The organism is Hyphomicrobium nitrativorans NL23 (assembly GCF_000503895.1).
In the GTDB taxonomy this organism is placed as follows: domain Bacteria; phylum Pseudomonadota; class Alphaproteobacteria; order Rhizobiales; family Hyphomicrobiaceae; genus Hyphomicrobium_C; species Hyphomicrobium_C nitrativorans.
This window is the reverse complement of the sequence record NC_022997.1, coordinates 1,875,172-1,892,612: the sequence shown is the minus strand read 5'-3', so window position 1 is coordinate 1,892,612 and position 17,441 is coordinate 1,875,172. Positions and strand designations below refer to the sequence as shown.

The window sequence follows — 17,441 nt, the reverse complement described above, 5'->3', positions numbered from 1 at the left end:
AATTGATTGGCGCGCCTCAAGCAGCGATGTGCTCGTCGTCCGGATTGCGCAGCACGTATCCGCGGCCCCACACCGTTTCGATGTAGTGCTGCCCGCCGGTCGCCATCTGCAGCTTCTTCCGGAGCTTGCAGATGAAGACGTCGATGATCTTGAGTTCCGGCTCGTCCATGCCGCCATAGAGATGATTGAGGAACATCTCCTTGGTGAGCGTCGTGCCCTTGCGCAGGCTGAGCAGCTCAAGCATCTGGTATTCCTTGCCCGTGAGATGCACGCGCTGGCCGTTGACCTCCACCGTCTTGGTGTCGAGGTTCACGCGCAGATTGCCGGTTTCGATAACCGACTGCGCATGGCCCTTCGAGCGGCGCACGATCGCATGAATGCGCGCGACGAGTTCGTCCTTATGGAAGGGCTTCGTCATGTAGTCGTCGGCACCGAAGCCGAGACCGCGCACCTTGTCCTCGATCTGAGCAAGACCGGAGAGGATCAGGATCGGCGTGGCCACCTTGGCGACACGCAGCATCTTGAGAACCTCATAGCCGCTCATGTCCGGCAAATTGAGATCCAGAAGAATGATGTCGTAGTCGTAGAGCTTCCCGAGATCCACGCCCTCTTCGCCGAGATCGGTCGTGTAACAGTTAAAGCCTTCAGACTGGAGCATCAATTCGATGCTTTGCGCAGTTGCGCTATCGTCCTCGATCAGAAGGACCCGCATTGCTCATTCCCTTTTTTCCTTGCCCCATCACAAGGCGCGCCGCCCAAAACGTGAAGAGAACGCTACTGCGGCTGGAACAACCCAGCCCGAACCGTCATGACAAAAGTAACCATCACAGGTTAACAAATCCTAATTTCCATTACGAAACGCTCAATCCGACCAACTCACCGTTTCGACCCGCCCGAGACAAAACGACATCGCCGCCGGAAAACGCCCGCGCGCGAAAGAAATCCTGAACTGTCGGCCATTTAACTCGCCTGAAGCCCCCACTCAGGACGGCACGCCCCTGCCGTTCCCCATCCTGAACGGTACGAATCAAGAGGTAACAGAATTCGCCCGCTAGCCCTAGGGCCCGAAAACAATTACAACGGTCTCCAGAGGTAAATACTTAACCAAATCCGTTACAGCGTTGCTTTACCGCAACTTAATGTCAATATGGGAAGGTAAACAAGAGAGCACGCGAACCGCGCCTGGGAGAAAGCCCTCGGCCCGTCGAAAAAGGGCCGGAAATGGGGATTTCGGGCGGGCGAGACGGCGGCATGGAGCACGTGGCACGCTTCTTGATTGGGGCACCCAGAGTATCGAGTTAGGGGTAACGATGATGAAGGCACGCGAAACGGCGCTCAAGCTGAAGCGCTTCGAGATGGAGGAGCGAGCCCGCAAGGTCAGCGATCTCGAATTGATGATCCGCGAGTTCGAGAACATCGCCTCCGACCTGGATCGCCAGATTCAGGCCGAGGAAGACCGCTCCGGTGTTAAGGACCCGAAGCATTTCGCTTACTCGACATTCGCAAAATCCGCCGCCCAGCGCCGCGACAACCTCCGCGCGTCCATCGGAGAGCTGCGCACCAAGCTGGAAGCGACGCAGGCCGATCTCGACGACGCAAAGCAGCAGCTCGCACGCGCAAGCACCGAGCAGCCGCGCGAAATCGGCCGCATCCGTCGCCGCCATGAACGGGGCGCCGGACTGGCTCTGCGTTAGCTCACCCTTTTCACGCCCTGGGCGGAAACAGCGTCTCCATGCTCCAATGGAGACGCCAGGCCGTTCCGCCTTCGCGCAACCGCCCGGTCCACATGTCTCGCGCCGCACCCGACTTGTCTTCGCCCCTTTCCCATGCAATCGGACGAAGGCTGAGGGCCCGCAAGACCGGATCCGCCCTCGCGTGAACCGCCACGAACTGCACCGTTGAGGTGGGTTCTGAGGCACGTGGACGGAAACGATGCGTCGGAAGCTGCCATTCCAGGCCGGAACAGCCCTGCTTCTTGGGGCCGCGTTGGCCGGATGCGCTGGCTCCGGCCTCAGCCTGCCGGCATTGCCGAAGCCCGAAGAGATCGCAGCCGACGAAACCAGACCCGAGCCAAGCGGCCTTCAGGCCATGATGATCCCGAGCAATCGGGTCGTCGGGAGCCCGACCGAGGTCTACACCCGCCTCGCCCGCGGGGTTTTAACGTGCTGGTTCGGCGCTGACGGCCCGCTGAAAGCCGCCTACATCTATCACGCGCAGGCAGACCCCGCCTCGAAAGGGGGAAAAGCGCAAATCCGGATCATGACCCGCGACCACGAGGCAAGCGACCCGCGCGCGCTTAGGGCTTATCTGATCGCAATCGGCCCGGGAGAAGGCTCGACCAAGGTGGAGGTGGAGAACAGGAGGCTGCCGGAACACTTGGCGGTTCGCCTCAAGGACGACGTCGACCGCTGGGCCACGGGCGTGGATGGATGCGGAGAAGGCCCCGTCACCGCCGGCTGGGCGGCGGACCCGGCACCGGACGCCGCCAACGCATCGAAAAACAGCAAAAAAAGCAAAGCCCCGTAAAACGGGGCTGAGCACGTATTGGAGCCCTGCACGGATCGCAAAGATCGGCGCAAAGGCGCATCTTCCGGCCGCGAAGGGCACGGTCGGACGGGCGACTTTCATCGCCCGGCTCCGCGCCTCACGTCCGGTTCCGGGATTTTAGCCCCGGTAGTCCTGAATGCGGGTCGCCCGGAGACCGGGAAGCCCATGCTTGTCGATCGAGCGCTGCCAGGACAGGAATTCGTCCACCGTGAGCTTGTAGCGCTCACAGGCCTCCTCGATGCTGATAAGTCCGCCACGCACAGCCGCGACGACCTCCGCCTTACGGCGGATGACCCAACGCTTCGTGTCCCGGGGCGGGAGATCTGCAACCGTCAACGGGCTCCCATCGGGGCCGATGACGTAGCGCACACGCGCTCTCATCTGATGTTCGGTCATGATACTCGATACTGCTACTGACCAGCCCGCAAGCTAACCGATTTCTCTTAAACATGGCCTAAACCATTGAGTAAACGTAGCATAAAATACTGTCCAAAATCACCCACCAGAGCCCATTATGGTTGACGGGCCGAACTCCCGCTGGCGAGAGCCGCCGCTCCGCCTTGCGCATCCGGGCAACCGCCCCCTATCATGCGGGTTTGAACCTGAGGGGCCGCGAGGCCCCCCCGCGCCGGGCCCGGCCCGCTGAACCGCTTCCGCTGGAACGAGACGCCAACGTGTCATCGCCTATCCTCAAGACTCCGGCCGGAGACGGCCGCAAGCGCGTGGTCGTCGCCATGTCCGGCGGCGTGGATTCTTCCGTCGTCGCCGCCCTCCTCGCCCGCTCCGGACATGATGTGATCGGCATTACGCTCCAGTTGTACGATCACGGGGAAGCGGTCGGCCGCAAGGGCTCCTGCTGTGCCGGCCAGGATGTCGAGGACGCCCGCCGCGTCGCGCAGATGCTCGGCATTCCCCATTACGTTCTCGACTACGAGAAGCGCTTCTCGGACGCCGTCATGCAGTCGTTCGCCGAAAGCTACGTCGCGGGCGAAACGCCGATCCCCTGCGTCACCTGCAATCAGCAGATCAAGTTCAAGGATCTCCTGGAGACGGCCCGCGAACTCGGCGCCGATCTCCTCGCGACAGGTCATTACATCCAGCGCGGCGAAGGCGCCGACGGACCGGCGCTGTTCCGCGCCCGCGACGCCGACCGCGACCAGAGCTATTTTCTGTTCGCCACCACGCGCGAGCAGCTTGCCGACCTGTGGTTCCCGCTCGGCGGCATGCGCAAAAGCGAGGTCCGCGACATCGCCCACGACCTCGGCCTCCTCGTCGCGGAAAAATCCGACAGCCAGGACATCTGCTTCGTCCCGAAGGGCCGCTACAGCGATGTGATCGAGCGGCTGAAGCCCGGCGCGCTCACGCCCGGCGACATCGTTCATGCGGACGGGCGCAAGCTCGGCGAGCACGCGGGAATCGTGAACTACACCATCGGCCAGCGCCGCGGGCTCGGCATCCCCTCGCCCGAGCCGCTCTACGTGCTGCGGCTCGATGCCACGAAGAACGAGGTGGTGGTGGGGCCACGTGCCTTCTTGCAAACACACACCCTTGTTCTTAGAAACGTGAACTGGCTGGGTGACGGCGCGCTTGAGGACGGCGCGGAGGTTTATGCCCGCATCCGTTCGTCGCAGGCGCCGCAGCCGGCAACCGTCTCGGTCGACACCGCCGGAACCGTTACGGTGACACTGCGCTATGGAGAATTGGGGGCGGCCGCCGGTCAGGCGTGCGTCCTTTACGCGGACGGCGCGGACGAAGCCCGTGTATTGGGCGGCGGATGGATTGCGAAGGCCGTGAAGGCCGATACAATGGACTGGCTGGAATCGTCTGCCTGAGGAAGGCGGCCTTCAGGGACGTTGCGCCGACCTGACAGGTAAAAAGACTTCGGTGGGAGGCAAGGCGCATGCAGGAGACGAAGCCCCAGATGAAGCCCCGCTTGCGTGTGGAGGATCTTGAGCGCCAGGATGGCCGGATCACCGGCATTGGGCGTATCGAAGAAGATGTCCTCAAAGCCACCTACCGTCGCTGGGCGCCGATCTACGACCACACCTTTGGCCGTGTGTCGAATGAAGGGCGCAAGCATGCCGCCGAGGTGATCAACGCGTCGCTCGACAGCGGTCGCGTTCTGGAAGTCGGCGTTGGCACCGGCCTCGCACTCGGCGACTATGGCCGCCATCTCGAAATCGTCGGCATCGATCTCTCGCCCGAGATGCTCGACAAGGCGCGCGAGCGCGTGACGGCCGAAAGGCTCGACAACGTCACCGGCCTCCACGAGATGGACGCAGGCGACCTCCAGTTCCCGGACAATTCCTTCGATGTCGTCACCGCCATGTACGTGATGACGGTCGTGCCCGAGCCCGAACTCGTGATGCACGAGCTTGCCCGCGTCGCCAAGCCGGGCGGCGAGGTCATCATCGTCAATCATTTCAGCCAGACGGAAGGCGTCCGCGGCTGGGTCGAGCGGCGCATGGCGCCCTTTGCCGAAATCATCGGCTGGCGTCCGGTCTTCGACCAGTCCCGCGTCATGGGCTGCGACGATCTCACCGTCACGGAGCGCAAGGCGCTGCGCCCGTGGGGCATCTTCACGATGATGCGCTTCCGCAAGCGCGCGAGCGAGGACGAGCGTCCGATCGCGGCAGAATAGCCCTTAGATCCACGCGAGCGAAGGAGGCGCTTGACGGCGCCTCAACCGATTCCTATAGACACGGGTCTCCGGCGGGATAGCTCAGGTGGTTAGAGCGAAGGTCTCATAATCCTTAGGTCGGCGGTTCGAGTCCGCCTCCCGCTACCAAATCCCCCTCTTCAAACAGACATCGGTTGCCGCGCATACCGGAGGCTATCCGGCGGCGGAGCACGTCGGCGTCGCCGTCGCTGGTCCCATCAGCCGTCCCAGCGCATCGAACGCACCGTCGAGATCCGCGAGCCCAAGCAGGATCGCGCGCGCAACCCGGCGTTCGTCGTGACCGGAGGACGGAGCCGCGAGCATCCGCAGGATCCCCGTCAGGTCCGACACCAGCATCGCGATGAGCCCGACGGCAGCGGCATGGCGCTGCGGCCAGCGCAGGGGCGCCGCGACTGCGCGCGAGGTCTCGGACGTCCCGGAAACGGCACCGCCCGTCACCACGCCCGGCCGCAGTTGCTCGGCGAACACCCCGAAGCCCGCAAGCAGATCCTCGATCACTTCCGGCACCGGCTTCCGCCGCTGACGGAGATCGTCGAGCAGCCGAGCCGCACCCGATTCCCAGCTCGCAAGCAGCGGCGCGGCGTCGGAGCGCACATCGCGCCGCGCGAAATCGTGAAATGCGAGCCGGGCGAGCCGGCGCACGATTTTTTCGGCTTTCTGCGCGCGCCGCTCTCCGATGCCTTCTCCGCAACGCCGGAGACGAGCGGAGAGATCGTCCCCGCCGCCGTCCATCGGCGAGGCCGCACCCGCCTCGCCCGCAGCGTCGATCAGAAGGACATCGCGGAAGAGACCCTGCGTGACCTCGCGCAACCTCTCCGTGACGTGGCGAGCTTCCTCCTCGCCGTTGAGCGCGTTCTTGTGCGTGACGACGAGCATCGCGTTGCGCCGGCAGCGCTTCGGCAAGGCACTCCACGTGGCGCGCTCGCTCTCCGTCCACGCCCGCGTCGCAACCGTGCACCAGATCACGATGTCCGCGTCCCGGACGAACGTATCGGGCTTCACCATTGAGGGCGTATCGAGAATCTGGAAGCCCTGAAGCCGCTCCAAGGGCAACGCGACCTGCAACGCCTCATAGGACGCGTCCATCGGCGCATCGGCGCCCCGGCTGTCGATGCGGACCAACGCGCCGCGAACATCGACGCCGTGCAGCGCCGGCGTTTTCGCATACGTGATCAGCACGGGCAGTTTCGTATTCGAAACCACACTCGTCGGCAGCAAACCGTTGCCGATCAGAAGATCCGCAACCGACGTCTTGCCCGAGTTGTATTCTCCGAGAATGACCACGCGAAGCGGGCGCGCAAGCACCTCTTCGAGACGCGCCATCCCCGCAACGCAAATGGCAAGCGCGGGATCCTCGATCTTCGTGGCGGCAAGGCGCGTTCGGGCGTCCTGCAAGCGCCGGATCAACTGGGCGGGCGCATTACCCATTGGGCTCCGACGCCTCGATCTTGAGGATCGTATCGAAATAGCGCGCGAGGTATTCGACGTGCTGCGTCAACGCCTCGGTGTCTTCGAGCCGCTGCGCCTGCGCGCGGATACGCTCGGTAAAATCTTCCGCTGGCGGGGGCGCTCCGGAAGGCGCAGCACTTCTGCGCGCCGCATCGTGCTCGGCGAGCACGAGTTCCAGCCGGCGCGTGAGCGCAAGCTGGATGTTGCGGCAGGCGGCAAGCGACCATTGGATCGTCGTCGTGCTGAAATCGTGGAAGACGCGTCCCGCGAGTTGCACCAGTTCCTCCGCGATCGGCGCGAATTCGGCGCGAATGAGCGCCTCGATCTTCTCGCCCGAGCTTTCCGCCGACGGATGGCGACTCCACAGCGCGCTCCAACCTGCCGTCTTGAGGTCCAGCACCAGGAGGCGGCTGATCGGCGTCACTGCGGGCGTCGGAATGACGAGCGCTTCCCCGCTGTGGGTCGCTTCGAGATCGGGTTGCGGCACGAGAGTGCGCATCAGCTTGTGCAGTTCGGGCACCACGCGTGCGTGAAACGACGTAAGCCGCCACGCCGCCTTCTCGAACCCTTCCTTGAAAACGCGCGCGAGTGCGCGCCTCAGAGCGACGCCTTCGTGCGTCCACACGCGCGGGCAGCGGCCCCGCGAAAGCGTATCCACCAGCACGTCGCGTTCGCGCGCCGCGTGAAGCGCGATCGAGGACTGCAACATGCCGCGAAGCGCGTCCTGCTCTTCCTGGATGATCCGTGCGAGCTGGGCTTCGATTCCGGCCGCCGACTGCTCGATATCCGCCGCCACGCCCGCGAGCAGATCGTGCTCGCGCGTGTAGATCGAAAAGGTGTCCTCCGCCGAGGATTTGGCATCGAGGGAGCTTGCCTCCGCAGCGAGGAGGATCTGCAATTCGCTCCGTGCCGCGCTCTCGCACGCGCGCGCCATCTCGGCAAACGAATGGGCGATCTTGCGCTGGACGTAGGTGGGCCGCGCCGCCGCCATGAGCGTCTCGATGGCCTGGCCCAGCGCCGGAATGCCCGACATCGCAAGCAGCGATTGACGCACACGGTCGCAGAAATCGCCTGACGCGAGGCTACCGGCATGAAGCTCGTTCGGCTGAAGCAGACCCGCCCGCAGGAGATAACCGGCCGAGCGGCGCGTCAGGATGCGGGCCGCCGCGTCGGGCTCGAATACATATGCCTGATTGGCCCACCACGCGCTGCCGTACACCACGGGAATGTGCGAGCCGGGAAACTCCGCGAGCAACCGCTGCTCCACATAGCCCGCGATCTTGGGAAGCTCCACGTCGAGATCCGCGAGATCGTCGATCCGATTGACCAGCACGACGATGCGGTCCTTGTAGAGCCCGCGCATGATGCGAAGCAGGCTGACATCCGTCTCCGACAGCGGCTGGCATGCGGTCAGCACGACGACATACACATCCGCAGATTCCAGGCTGCGGCGCGTGATCTCGTCACGAATGAGAAACGGATCGTTGGTCCCCGGCGTGTCCACGACCGTCGAGGGAAACGCAAACGGGCCTTGGTCGAGATAGACGTCCGCAGATTTCGTGATGTCGGAGTATTTCCCGATCCGCTGCGGCCCGGTGAAATCGCCGGCACAGACGTAATCTTCCATCATGCCCGGTGCGAGTGCTTCGAAGAAATGCGCCTGCCCGAGCAGAAGCTCGAACTCGGGACCGAGCCTCTCGGAGGCACGCTGGCGAAGAAGGGCCGCTTGCTCAAGAAGATGCTCCGGCGCGAACCCCGGCACGAGTTGCTCCGTCAGCTCGCGAACGCGCCCGCCCCCCTCCGCAAGCTGATCCCACTCGGCATGCTCGAAGAAGGAAAACACCGCCCCATACCCGCCGGGCGGCGTCTGCGCGAAGTGGAGGTTCGTGACCGCCGTTGTCCAGGGCGTGATGCGAGTGGGCAGAAGATGCGGGCTGCGCGCCAACGCGTTGATCGCCGAACTCTTGCCGGACTTGATCTGCCCCACGACCGCCACGCGGCATTCGAGCTGGCCGAGATGGGCAAGAGCGTCCGTCACGAGGGAGCGCTGCGAAGGCTCCGCCAGCCCGGCGAGCACGTGACCACAGCTGAGAAGCTGTTGACGCAGCTCTTCCAGGCGGGCCCCGATCCGACCCGAGGCAACGCTTTCGTCCGACCTGCTCGCTTGCAAGCGTCCCGTGCCTCCTACCCCACCGCTTCCCTGCCCTCAGGAGCCCCAAACTCGAACCCGCCCCGACGCCCAACGGCTCCCCTTAGTGAACGTCCAATGAGGCTCGCGCGCGGCACGTCGATCTGCCCCGCGCCAGCCCCTCTCCGAAACCTGCGAATGAGCGCCGATTGCCGCCCCCGGCTACCGGACCCCGCCGGCGCCGCTTTGACGCCACGCCGCATGGCGGACCACATCGACCGTCTCAACCGGCGTATCGTCAAGCGCATTCGGCAGTTCCAGCGCCGACGGTAGCGGACCGCTCACCGGCCGGGCAGGCGCCGCCAGCCACACCAGCATGATAGACGCCGCAACTGTCGAAATAACGGCAGCCGTCGTACCGATGGCGTAAATTGCCGGACGCGACCGTTCCGGTTTGCGCCGGAGCGCCGGCAATGGCGCCAGAACATCGCGCTCTGCCGCATGCACGTGCGTCAGGGCAGCGGACGGGAGGGACGGTGGCCACACCTCGATCCGCCGCGAAGCCCCCGCGGAGGCCTGCTCGCCGCCGATCGCATCCAGCCTGCGCAAAAGCTTCTTGATTTCTTCGAATTCGGGTTCGTTGCCGCGTACCACGTGAGATCACCCCACCACTCGCGTGCGGCCACAGTCCCGAGGCAAACCCACAGTCATCCGGCCGCACAACCTACCTGCCGAACGCATCGGCTTGGGCCTAGACGAGCACGAGATTGTGTCGGAGTTCGGCGCTCCGGCTGCGACAAGTGCGCAAAGCTCACGGGTCTTCGAGGGCGGGCATGCCCCGCCCTCCGGCAAGCCCGGAAAACCTAGACTATGATCGCTTCGGACCCTATCAGCCTGAAGCGTGAACCATCGGTCTCATCAAAGAGATAGAGCGTTCGATCCGATTCCATCGGATCGGAAACGCTCTAGTATTCGAGCATCCGGGGAAGCGTCTTCGCCTGCCTGATCCACTTGCTCACGTCCTTTTCGCTCGGCACGCGGCGCGTGAGCTTGGCCACACGGTTGACGGATGCGAGCTTCCGCGCGAGCTGCGCGGCATTGCGCTGCGCAAGCTCCGGCACGGTGTCGACACCGGCCTTTTCGAGCAACTCGGAGAATTCTGAGCCGATCCCCTCGATACGATAGAGATCCGCCATATTCGCGAACTTGAGGATACGCTTTTCGGAAAGGCCGGATTTTTCGGAGAGCGACTTCCGCTTCCGCGGCGTCTTCGCAGCGGCAAGCAGGCCCGCCGTATCCTTCACTTTCGCAGCACGCAGCTTGCCGCCGATGACCTTCCCGATACCCTCCAGATCCTCGATCGCGCGATTGGACATGAGCACACCCCCTTCAATGACGACTTAAGTCCATGCAGCCATGCGGCCGCATGATCTCAAGTCGCACATTCACTGCACGGTGTCCAATTTCGATGATACGCATGCATCGGATCGAGACGGAGCTTAACCCACGCCGTCTCGCCGCAACGCGAGCTTGCGGGTGATCAAACCGCTTTTCGGGGCGAACAGAAATGCCGCGAAGAAAACGGCCGCTTGGATCAAGACGATCGCAGGCCCCGTCGCGACATCGATCTTGAAGCTCAAAAGCGTGCCGAACACGCTTGCGCCAATGGCAACAGCAGCAGAGATCGCGAGCATATGGGGAAAGCGATCCGTCAGCAGATAGGCCGTCGCACCCGGCGTGACGAGCATCGCCACGACAAGAATGATCCCGACCGCCTTGATCGAAGCCACGATCGTGAGCGAAAGCAGGATGAGAAGTCCGTAGTGGATCGTCCGCACGGACAAACCGATGGCGCGCGCGTGCTGGGGATCGAAGCAGTAAAGCAGGAGATCGCGCCACCTGCCGAGCACGATGAGCAGCGTGCCCCCGGCCACGATCGCAATCTCGACAACGTCGCGGCCGCTGACGCCCAGGATGTTTCCGAACAGGATGTGGCTCAAATGCTGGTCGGTATCGACCTTGACGAACATCACCAGACCCAGCCCGAACATGCCCGAGAACACCACGCCCATAACGGTGTCTTCCTTGACGCGGCTGTTCTCCTTCAAATATCCGGTCAGGACCGCGCAAAAGAGGCCGCCTGCAAACGCGCCGATTGCAAGCGGAAGGCCGAGCACGAACGCGAGCACGATCCCGGGGAGCACCGCGTGGGAGATCGCATCGCCCATGAGCGACCACCCCTTGAGAATGAGATAGCAGGACAGCACCGAGGAGACGGCACCGATCAACACGGCAACGACGAGCGCGCGTTGCATGAAAGCGAACGCAAGGGGTTCGGTAAAAAAGCCGGTGAAGCTCTCCATCAGGCGCCGTCCTCCGCAGCCTTCCCGCGACGGGACGCCAAGAGGCCATGCCGAGGCGCGAAATAGAAGGCGGCAAAGAAGATCAGCGTCTGCAGGACAACGATCACGCCGCCCGTCGCGCCGTCGAGAAAGAAGCTGATGTAGGTGCCGACGACGCCGGTGCCCGCACCGATCGCGACACTGATCGCGATCAGACGCCCGAAGCGGTCGGTCAGAAGATACGCCGTCGCGCCGGGCGTCACCACCATCGCGATGACAAGGCAGGCGCCGACCGTCTGCAACGCAGCCACCGCCGACGCGCTCAGAAGCGTAAAGAACAGAATTTTGAGCGCATTCGGATTGAGCCCCACGACGCGCGCCTGCTGCTCGTCGAAGAAGACGAGCATGAGATCCTTCCACTTGAGCACCAGCACGACCAGCGAAACGCCCGCGATCAGCACCACCTGCAGCGCATCCTCGTCCGAAATGCCGAGAATGTTCCCGAGCACGATGGTTTGCACATTGACGGCAGTTGGATTGATCGACGCGATCAGAAGCCCTGCCGCAAAAAACGTCGTGAACACGACGCCGATCACGGCATCCTCGCGCAGCTTCGTCGTTTGCCGGACGAGCCACATGCCGAGCGCGGCAAGAAAACCGGCCACAAACGCCCCCGCCGCGAACGGGATCTTGAGCAGATAGGCTCCCGCGACACCCGGCACGATGGCGTGCGCGAGCGCGTCTCCCATCAGCGACCATCCCTTGAGCATGAGATAGGCGGAAAGAAACGCGCACACGGCGCCGACGAGCCCGGCCACCCACATGGCCCGCACCATGTATTCGTATTCGAACGGAACGAGGAGCTCGCTCATGCGCCCTCGTCCTTCGCGCGCCCGCGCGGTTCTGAGCCAGCTTCGCCATAGAACACCAGCGGGCGCTCGTCGTCGGTGAGCACGGTCAGAGAGCGCCGGTCGTCGTCGTCATGCAGATCGGCGCCTGCGAGCTTGAAGTGCCGGAGAACGCCGCCGAACGTCGCTTCCAGGTTCGCCTGCGTGAACGTTTCCGCGGTCGGCCCCGCCGCAACGAGGCCGCGGTTGATCAGGAGCACATGATCGCAGAACTCCGGCACGCTGCCGAGATTGTGCGTCGAAACGAGCATGAGATGCCCCTGTGCCCGCAGTTCACGCAGGAGATCGACGATGGCCGCTTCCGTCGTCACGTCCACACCCGTGAACGGCTCGTCGAGAAGCACGATCTTCGCCTCTTGCGCCAGCGCACGGGCAAGAAAGACGCGCTTCTTCTGCCCGCCGGACAACTCTCCGATCTGACGCGTGCGAAACGCACTCATGCCGACACGGTCGAGCGCCTCCGCCACCTTGGTGCGATCCACCTTCGACGGAATACGCAGAAAGCCCATATGGCCGTAACGGCCCATCATCACCACGTCCTCGACGAGGACGGGAAAATTCCAGTCCACGTCCTCGCTCTGCGGAACGTACGCGACCATATTCTGCCGAAGCGCCTCGGAGACGGGGCGCGCGGCGATCCGGATGGTGCCGCGCGTCGGCCGCACGAACCCCATAATCGCCTTGAACAGGGTGGATTTTCCGGACCCGTTGACGCCGACGAGGCCGGTGATGGTCCCGCCTTGCAGCGCAAAGCTCATGTCGCGGAGGGCGAGATGCCCGTTCGCGTAGACAACCGAGAGACCGTCCGCCTCAATGAACGGCGTCCCCTGGCGTTCGAGGCCAGGAGACGCAGCACTCTGCACCGTGCCGGAGATCACGACGTGAAGCCCTCGACGATCGTTTCCACCGTCACGCGCAGAAGATCCAGATAGGTCGGCACGGGCCCGTCCTCGGTGCTCAGGCTATCGACATAAAGCACGCCACCATACCGCGCGCCCGTTTCCTTGGCCACCTGACGCGCAGGCTTGTCGGAAACCGTGCTCTCGCTGAACACCACCGGGATGCCGTTGGCGCGCACGAGATCGATCACCCGCCGAACCTGCTGCGGCGTGCCCTGCTCGTCCGCGTTGATGGGCCACAGGAACGCTTCCTTCATGTCGTAGTCGCGCGCGAGATAGCTGAAGGCGCCTTCGCTGGTGACAAGCCACCGCTGCCCATCGGGAATGCCCGCCATCCGTGAACGCACGGACGCATCGAGCGTCTTGATCTTCTCGCTGTATGCGGCCGCGTTTGCCGCATAGACTTCGGCATTCACGGGATCGTGCTGGCTCAACGCCTTGCGGATGTTCTCGACATAGACGAGCGCCGCCGTGGGAGACATCCACGCGTGCGGATTGGGCTTGCCGGTATACGGCCCTTCACCGATGCCCATCGGCTCCACGCCCTCGCTCACCACCGCACTCGGCACATCGCGCACATTCTCGAAAAAGCGCTCGAACCAGCGTTCGAGATTGAGGCCGTTCCAAAGCACGAGGTCGGCCGACTGCGCTTTCACGATATCGCCAGGCGTCGGCTGATAGTCGTGGATCTCGGCCCCCGGTCGCGTGATGGAGGAGACAACGGCTGCGTCCCCCGCCACGTTCTGCGCAATGTCCCGGATCACCGTAAATGTGGTGACGACCTGCAACGGCTCCGCCCGCGCCTTCGGCTCTTCTGCGTGCGCAGGATGCGCCATCGCAATGGCGGCAAGCGCCCAGCAAAACGCCATCGCGGATGTCATTGCCGATCGAGGCAACGCTCCCCGCGAACGCGCCGAAACTCCAAGCCGGAAACCGGCCCGCCCCTTTGTCACAACCATTCGTCCCACCTTGATTTTCGCATCGTGTCACACACCGAAGCTTTATGCGAACGATTCTCAATTGTCAACAGTATTGCGAACCATTCTCATTTATGACCCAAGGAACCGCTGCCGTCGGCATGCGTTCAAGTTCAGTCGCGTCGCGCAGCCGCGCGGGCTCTCCAACTGCAAGCACGCGAAGGAGACATGGGAATGAACGTTGCGTCTTACACCCAGGACGAACTCAAACGGCTGCAGGAAGCCATCGAAAGAGCGAGCGAGGAAGCCGCAGCGAGCGGCGTGGACGTCCCGGTCGAGTTGATGGCGAAGCGCGTATTCGGGGCCGCCGAGAAGGGGCTTCGCGATATCGATACGCTGAAAGACGTGGCACTCGGCAAGGAAGCCTGGCCGCCGACGGGCGCAAACGGGCGCGGCCCTGTCATCGATCCCGCAACCCTCGGCACACGCTCGTAAGCAGAGACAGGGAGGAGGCGTAAGCGATGACCGAAGCCGTTCTGAAAATCTCCGATGGTCCCGACAAGCCAGCCTTGCAGTGGGCGCTCGTGTATCCGGGACGCGAGCCCGTACACTTTCGCATCGGCGACGAGCCCGTCGACGCCGACATCGACGAGATGATCGAGCACGCCGACGGCTGGAGCTTCGACCTCAAAGGGCGCCTATCGTCCGGCCCCCGAAAGGGCGTACCGTTTTACGGCACCTACTCGGTCGCATCCCGCTCCGGCAGCCTGACGCTCTCGCGCTGATCGCAGCGTCCGCTAGAGCGGAACGTGACGCACGCCCGCCGCGTCGAGCGCGGAAAGACGCCGCCCCAGCACGATCACGTAATAAATCAGAAAAAGATAGATGAACGTTTCGAGCGCTTCGCTCGGGCGGATGAGCAGTTCCTTCCCCACGACGTCGCCTTTCCAAAGGTGATTGATCACCTTCACCACGAGCGCGACGACCGCGACGACGGTGAGTTGCACTGGCGGCGTGAGCAGCGCCAGCAGCGGCTGGCGAAAGAGCCCGGCGCGCGACTGAATGAGCGGGATCAGAATGCCGCCGATTGCAATCCCGATTTCCAGCACCAGTCTCGGGCGGTGATTGAACCAGTGCGAGACGTTGTGCAGGTTCGTCTCGGCTTGCCGGTTGAGTTCGGACCAATAGGCCGGCGTGCTCCAGTTGAAGAAATGCTGACCCCAACTGTGCTCCTCGCCCGCGATGTAAAAATTGCCGAGGCCGAATACGAGAATGAACAGCCACAGCGGCCAGCTTTCCCGCACCAAGCGGAGCAGCAAAAGCCGCAACGAAAGAATGGCGGCCGCGAACGGAATGAGGAAATGACCGAGTTCCAGAAATCCGTAGCCCTCGGGAAGAATGTAGGCGCGATAGAAATCGGGCCACGCGAGCGAGATCGTGAGCAGAGCGGCGAACAGCACGAGCGGCAAATAAAGCCACCACCACGCGTCCGACCGGCGCGGCGCCCAAAGGGACGCTGGGATGACGTCGAGAGGCGGCGGCGGACTATGCGGGTTTGCGGCGGGGGCAGCGGCCATCGTATCGGGCTCCGAGCTGAACAAGCAGCCAGACATGGCAAATTCGCCATCTGCGAACAAGACGGCATCCCCACGAGGCAGGGGATGACATTCCGCGCCACGCGAGCGCCGATCAACGCGCGCGCAAAGCACACTCCTAACCCACGCGCCAGTCCCTACGTAGGATGAACTTTTCTTAAGGCGAGCAAAATCAGCGCCTTTTTCCTTGAAACGAGCACGCATCTCAATAAATTCGCGCTTCGCACGCGACACGTTCGGCAGCCTATGCCGGCACAGGGAGGACTTGCGAGATGGCGGCTCTCATTGAGGCCGACGGCCTGAGAAAGACTTTCGGCGCGATTACAGCCGTCGACGGGATCTCTCTCTCCGTAAAAAAAGGCGAAGTTCTGGGCTTTCTGGGACCGAACGGCGCCGGAAAATCCACGACCATGAAAATGATCGCGGGCTTTCTCGAACCCGACGCCGGCACCGCGCGCATCTGCGACTTCGATGTGCAAGCAACGCCGAAAGCCGCGAAAACCCGGCTCGGCTACCTGCCGGAAGGCGCCCCGGCCTACGGCGACATGACGCCCACCACCTTCCTCGCCTTCATCGCGGAAATCCGCGGCTACCGCGGCGCCGACGTCGACACACGGGTTGCAGCCGCTATCGGACGCGCAGGCCTCGGCGGCGTCGTCGACCAGCGCATCGAAACGCTGTCCAAGGGCTACAAGCGCCGCGTCGGCATCGCCCAGGCGATCCTGCACGACCCGCCCGTCCTGATCATGGACGAACCGACCGATGGCCTCGACCCCAACCAGAAACACCATGTCCGCGAGCTGATCCGCGAGATGGCGGCGACGAAGGCGATCATCGTCTCGACCCACATCCTCGAGGAAGTCGAAGCCGTTTGCACGCGCGCCGTCATCATTAACAAGGGCCGCATCATCGCCGACGGCACCGCAGAGAGCCTGCTGGGCCGCGCGGCGAGCCACGGCGCCGTCGCGATTAAGGTGGCCGAGACCGACGCCGAGCGGATCGCCAACGCGGTACAGAACCTTCCCGAGGTCGCCGCCGTCGAAACGGCCGGCAAAACCGGCGGCCTGATCCAGCTTCGGGCGCTGCCGAAGAACGGCTCCACCCCCGCGAAAGCGATTGGCGAGCTTCTGGCCCGCGAGCAGCTCCCCTACCAGGAGCTCTTCGTCGAACGGGCAAAGCTCGACGACGTCTTCCGCGACATCACCACTTCGACCCAGGCCTGATCCCATGCGCGATACCCTGAGCAACGCCTACATCATCGCCAAGCGCGAGTTCGCCGCCTACTTCGCGACGCCGCTTGCCGCCGTCTTCCTCACCATCTTCGTCGCCGCCACCGGCGCATTCGCCTTCTACATCGGCGGCTTCTTCGACCGCGGGCAGGCGAACCTGCATGCGTTCTTCGCCTATCATCCCTGGCTCTATCTGCTGCTCGTGCCCGCCGTCGCCATGCGCCTCTGGGCCGAGGAGAGAAAGAGCGGCACCATCGAGCTTCTGATGACGCTCCCCATCTCGCCGACGGAAGCGATCCTCGGAAAGTTCGCGGCCGCCTGGGCCTTCATCGGCCTCGCGCTCGTCCTGACGTTCCCGATGTGGATCACGGTCAACTACCTCGGCGATCCCGATAACGGCGTGATCCTCGCAAGCTACATCGGCAGCTTCCTGATGGCCGGCGCCTTCCTCGCCATCGGCGCCTTCATCTCCGCGATGACCAAGAACCAGGTGATCGCGTTCATCCTGGCCGCAACCGTGTGCTTCCTGTTCGTGACGAGCGGCATGGAGCTGGTGCAGAACTCCGTCCGCGCGTGGGCTCCGCGCTTCGTCGCCGACGGCGTCGCGACGATGAGCTTCCTCACCCACTACGAGCAGATCACGCGCGGCGTCCTGACCCTCGACTCCATCATCTTCTTCCTGTCGCTCATCGCCTTCGCGTTGTTCGCCAACGCCATCGCCGTCAGCCAGAAGAAATCCGCCTGAGA

The 17,441-nt window shown here is 63.6% G+C and carries 19 protein-coding genes and 1 tRNA gene; 9 read left to right on the top strand and 11 right to left on the bottom strand.

The window, feature by feature from the left end:
- Positions 1-16 precede the first annotated feature (16 nt).
- Positions 17-712: a response regulator transcription factor CtrA gene (ctrA, locus tag W911_RS08790; RefSeq protein ID WP_023787190.1), complete on the bottom strand. Its 696-nt coding sequence runs from the start codon at positions 710-712 to the stop codon at positions 17-19.
- Between the two features lie 601 nt (positions 713-1,313).
- Between ctrA and W911_RS08785 the strand changes: the two genes are divergently transcribed.
- Together W911_RS08785 and W911_RS08780 are read left to right on the top strand one after the other, a co-directional pair.
- Positions 1,314-1,694, top strand: a complete 381-nt coding sequence (locus W911_RS08785; RefSeq protein ID WP_041318152.1) for a hypothetical protein — start codon at positions 1,314-1,316, stop codon at positions 1,692-1,694.
- A 394-nt stretch (positions 1,695-2,088) separates the two neighbouring features.
- Entirely contained in the window at positions 2,089-2,526 is a 438-nt protein-coding gene (locus W911_RS08780) for a hypothetical protein (protein ID WP_144083568.1), read from the top strand.
- 138 nt (positions 2,527-2,664) lie between these two features.
- Here the strand turns inward: W911_RS08780 and sciP are convergent, their stop codons facing one another.
- Positions 2,665-2,943 (bottom strand): CtrA inhibitor SciP, encoded by a 279-nt coding sequence (gene sciP / locus W911_RS08775; protein WP_023787187.1) that lies wholly within the window; start codon positions 2,941-2,943, stop codon positions 2,665-2,667.
- A 278-nt stretch (positions 2,944-3,221) separates the two neighbouring features.
- Between sciP and mnmA the strand changes: the two genes are divergently transcribed.
- The 3 genes from mnmA (at position 3,222) to W911_RS08760 (ending at position 5,335) form a co-directional block, all read left to right on the top strand.
- Entirely contained in the window at positions 3,222-4,379 is a 1,158-nt protein-coding gene (mnmA, locus tag W911_RS08770; protein WP_023787186.1) for a tRNA 2-thiouridine(34) synthase MnmA, read from the top strand.
- A gap of 68 nt (positions 4,380-4,447) precedes the next feature.
- Positions 4,448-5,188, top strand: coding sequence for a class I SAM-dependent methyltransferase (locus W911_RS08765; protein ID WP_023787185.1), 741 nt, complete (start codon positions 4,448-4,450; stop codon positions 5,186-5,188).
- 70 nt (positions 5,189-5,258) lie between these two features.
- Positions 5,259-5,335 (top strand) — tRNA-Met (locus tag W911_RS08760).
- Positions 5,336-5,380: 45 nt separating this feature from the next.
- Here W911_RS08760 and W911_RS08755 read toward each other — a convergent pair.
- The 8 genes from W911_RS08755 to W911_RS08720 all read right to left on the bottom strand — a co-directional run bounded on the left by W911_RS08755 (position 5,381) and on the right by W911_RS08720 (position 13,822).
- Positions 5,381-6,655 (bottom strand): P-loop NTPase family protein, encoded by a 1,275-nt coding sequence (locus W911_RS08755; RefSeq protein WP_023787184.1) that lies wholly within the window; start codon positions 6,653-6,655, stop codon positions 5,381-5,383.
- A complete protein-coding gene (locus W911_RS17340; RefSeq protein ID WP_081717687.1) occupies positions 6,648-8,846 on the bottom strand; it encodes a dynamin family protein in 2,199 nt (732 codons plus the stop codon). The genes W911_RS08755 and W911_RS17340 overlap by 8 nt, the downstream gene beginning before the upstream one ends.
- A 180-nt stretch (positions 8,847-9,026) precedes the next feature.
- Positions 9,027-9,458, bottom strand: coding sequence for a hypothetical protein (locus W911_RS08745; RefSeq protein ID WP_023787182.1), 432 nt, complete (start codon positions 9,456-9,458; stop codon positions 9,027-9,029).
- Positions 9,459-9,769: 311 nt separating this feature from the next.
- Positions 9,770-10,180 (bottom strand): DUF4332 domain-containing protein, encoded by a 411-nt coding sequence (locus W911_RS08740; protein ID WP_023787181.1) that lies wholly within the window; start codon positions 10,178-10,180, stop codon positions 9,770-9,772.
- Between the two features lie 123 nt (positions 10,181-10,303).
- A complete protein-coding gene (locus W911_RS08735) occupies positions 10,304-11,167 on the bottom strand; it encodes a metal ABC transporter permease (RefSeq protein ID WP_023787180.1) in 864 nt (287 codons plus the stop codon).
- Positions 11,167-12,018, bottom strand: coding sequence for a metal ABC transporter permease (locus W911_RS08730; protein ID WP_023787179.1), 852 nt, complete (start codon positions 12,016-12,018; stop codon positions 11,167-11,169). Before W911_RS08730 ends, W911_RS08735 begins: the two co-directional genes overlap by 1 nt.
- Positions 12,015-12,932, bottom strand: coding sequence for a manganese/iron ABC transporter ATP-binding protein (locus W911_RS08725; protein WP_023787178.1), 918 nt, complete (start codon positions 12,930-12,932; stop codon positions 12,015-12,017). The genes W911_RS08730 and W911_RS08725 overlap by 4 nt, the downstream gene beginning before the upstream one ends.
- Entirely contained in the window at positions 12,929-13,822 is an 894-nt protein-coding gene (locus tag W911_RS08720) for a metal ABC transporter substrate-binding protein (RefSeq protein ID WP_144083567.1), read from the bottom strand. Before W911_RS08720 ends, W911_RS08725 begins: the two co-directional genes overlap by 4 nt.
- Before the next feature lie 282 nt (positions 13,823-14,104).
- Between W911_RS08720 and W911_RS08715 the strand changes: the two genes are divergently transcribed.
- Together W911_RS08715 and W911_RS08710 are read left to right on the top strand one after the other, a co-directional pair.
- Positions 14,105-14,365 (top strand): hypothetical protein, encoded by a 261-nt coding sequence (locus tag W911_RS08715; protein ID WP_023787176.1) that lies wholly within the window; start codon positions 14,105-14,107, stop codon positions 14,363-14,365.
- 26 nt (positions 14,366-14,391) lie between these two features.
- On the top strand, positions 14,392-14,655 hold the full coding sequence (locus W911_RS08710; protein WP_023787175.1) for a hypothetical protein: 264 nt from the start codon (positions 14,392-14,394) through the stop codon (positions 14,653-14,655).
- A 12-nt stretch (positions 14,656-14,667) separates the two neighbouring features.
- Here the strand turns inward: W911_RS08710 and W911_RS17335 are convergent, their stop codons facing one another.
- Positions 14,668-15,447: a hypothetical protein gene (locus tag W911_RS17335; protein WP_144083566.1), complete on the bottom strand. Its 780-nt coding sequence runs from the start codon at positions 15,445-15,447 to the stop codon at positions 14,668-14,670.
- Between the two features lie 290 nt (positions 15,448-15,737).
- On the opposite strand from W911_RS17335, the gene W911_RS08700 reads away from it, so the two are divergent.
- On the top strand, positions 15,738-16,688 hold the full coding sequence (locus tag W911_RS08700) for an ABC transporter ATP-binding protein (RefSeq protein ID WP_023787173.1): 951 nt from the start codon (positions 15,738-15,740) through the stop codon (positions 16,686-16,688).
- Positions 16,689-16,692: 4 nt separating this feature from the next.
- The gene (locus W911_RS08695) at positions 16,693-17,439 is read left to right on the top strand and encodes an ABC transporter permease (protein ID WP_023787172.1); all 747 of its coding nucleotides are present in this window, start codon (positions 16,693-16,695) and stop codon (positions 17,437-17,439) included.
- The last annotated feature ends 2 nt before the right edge of the window (positions 17,440-17,441 follow it).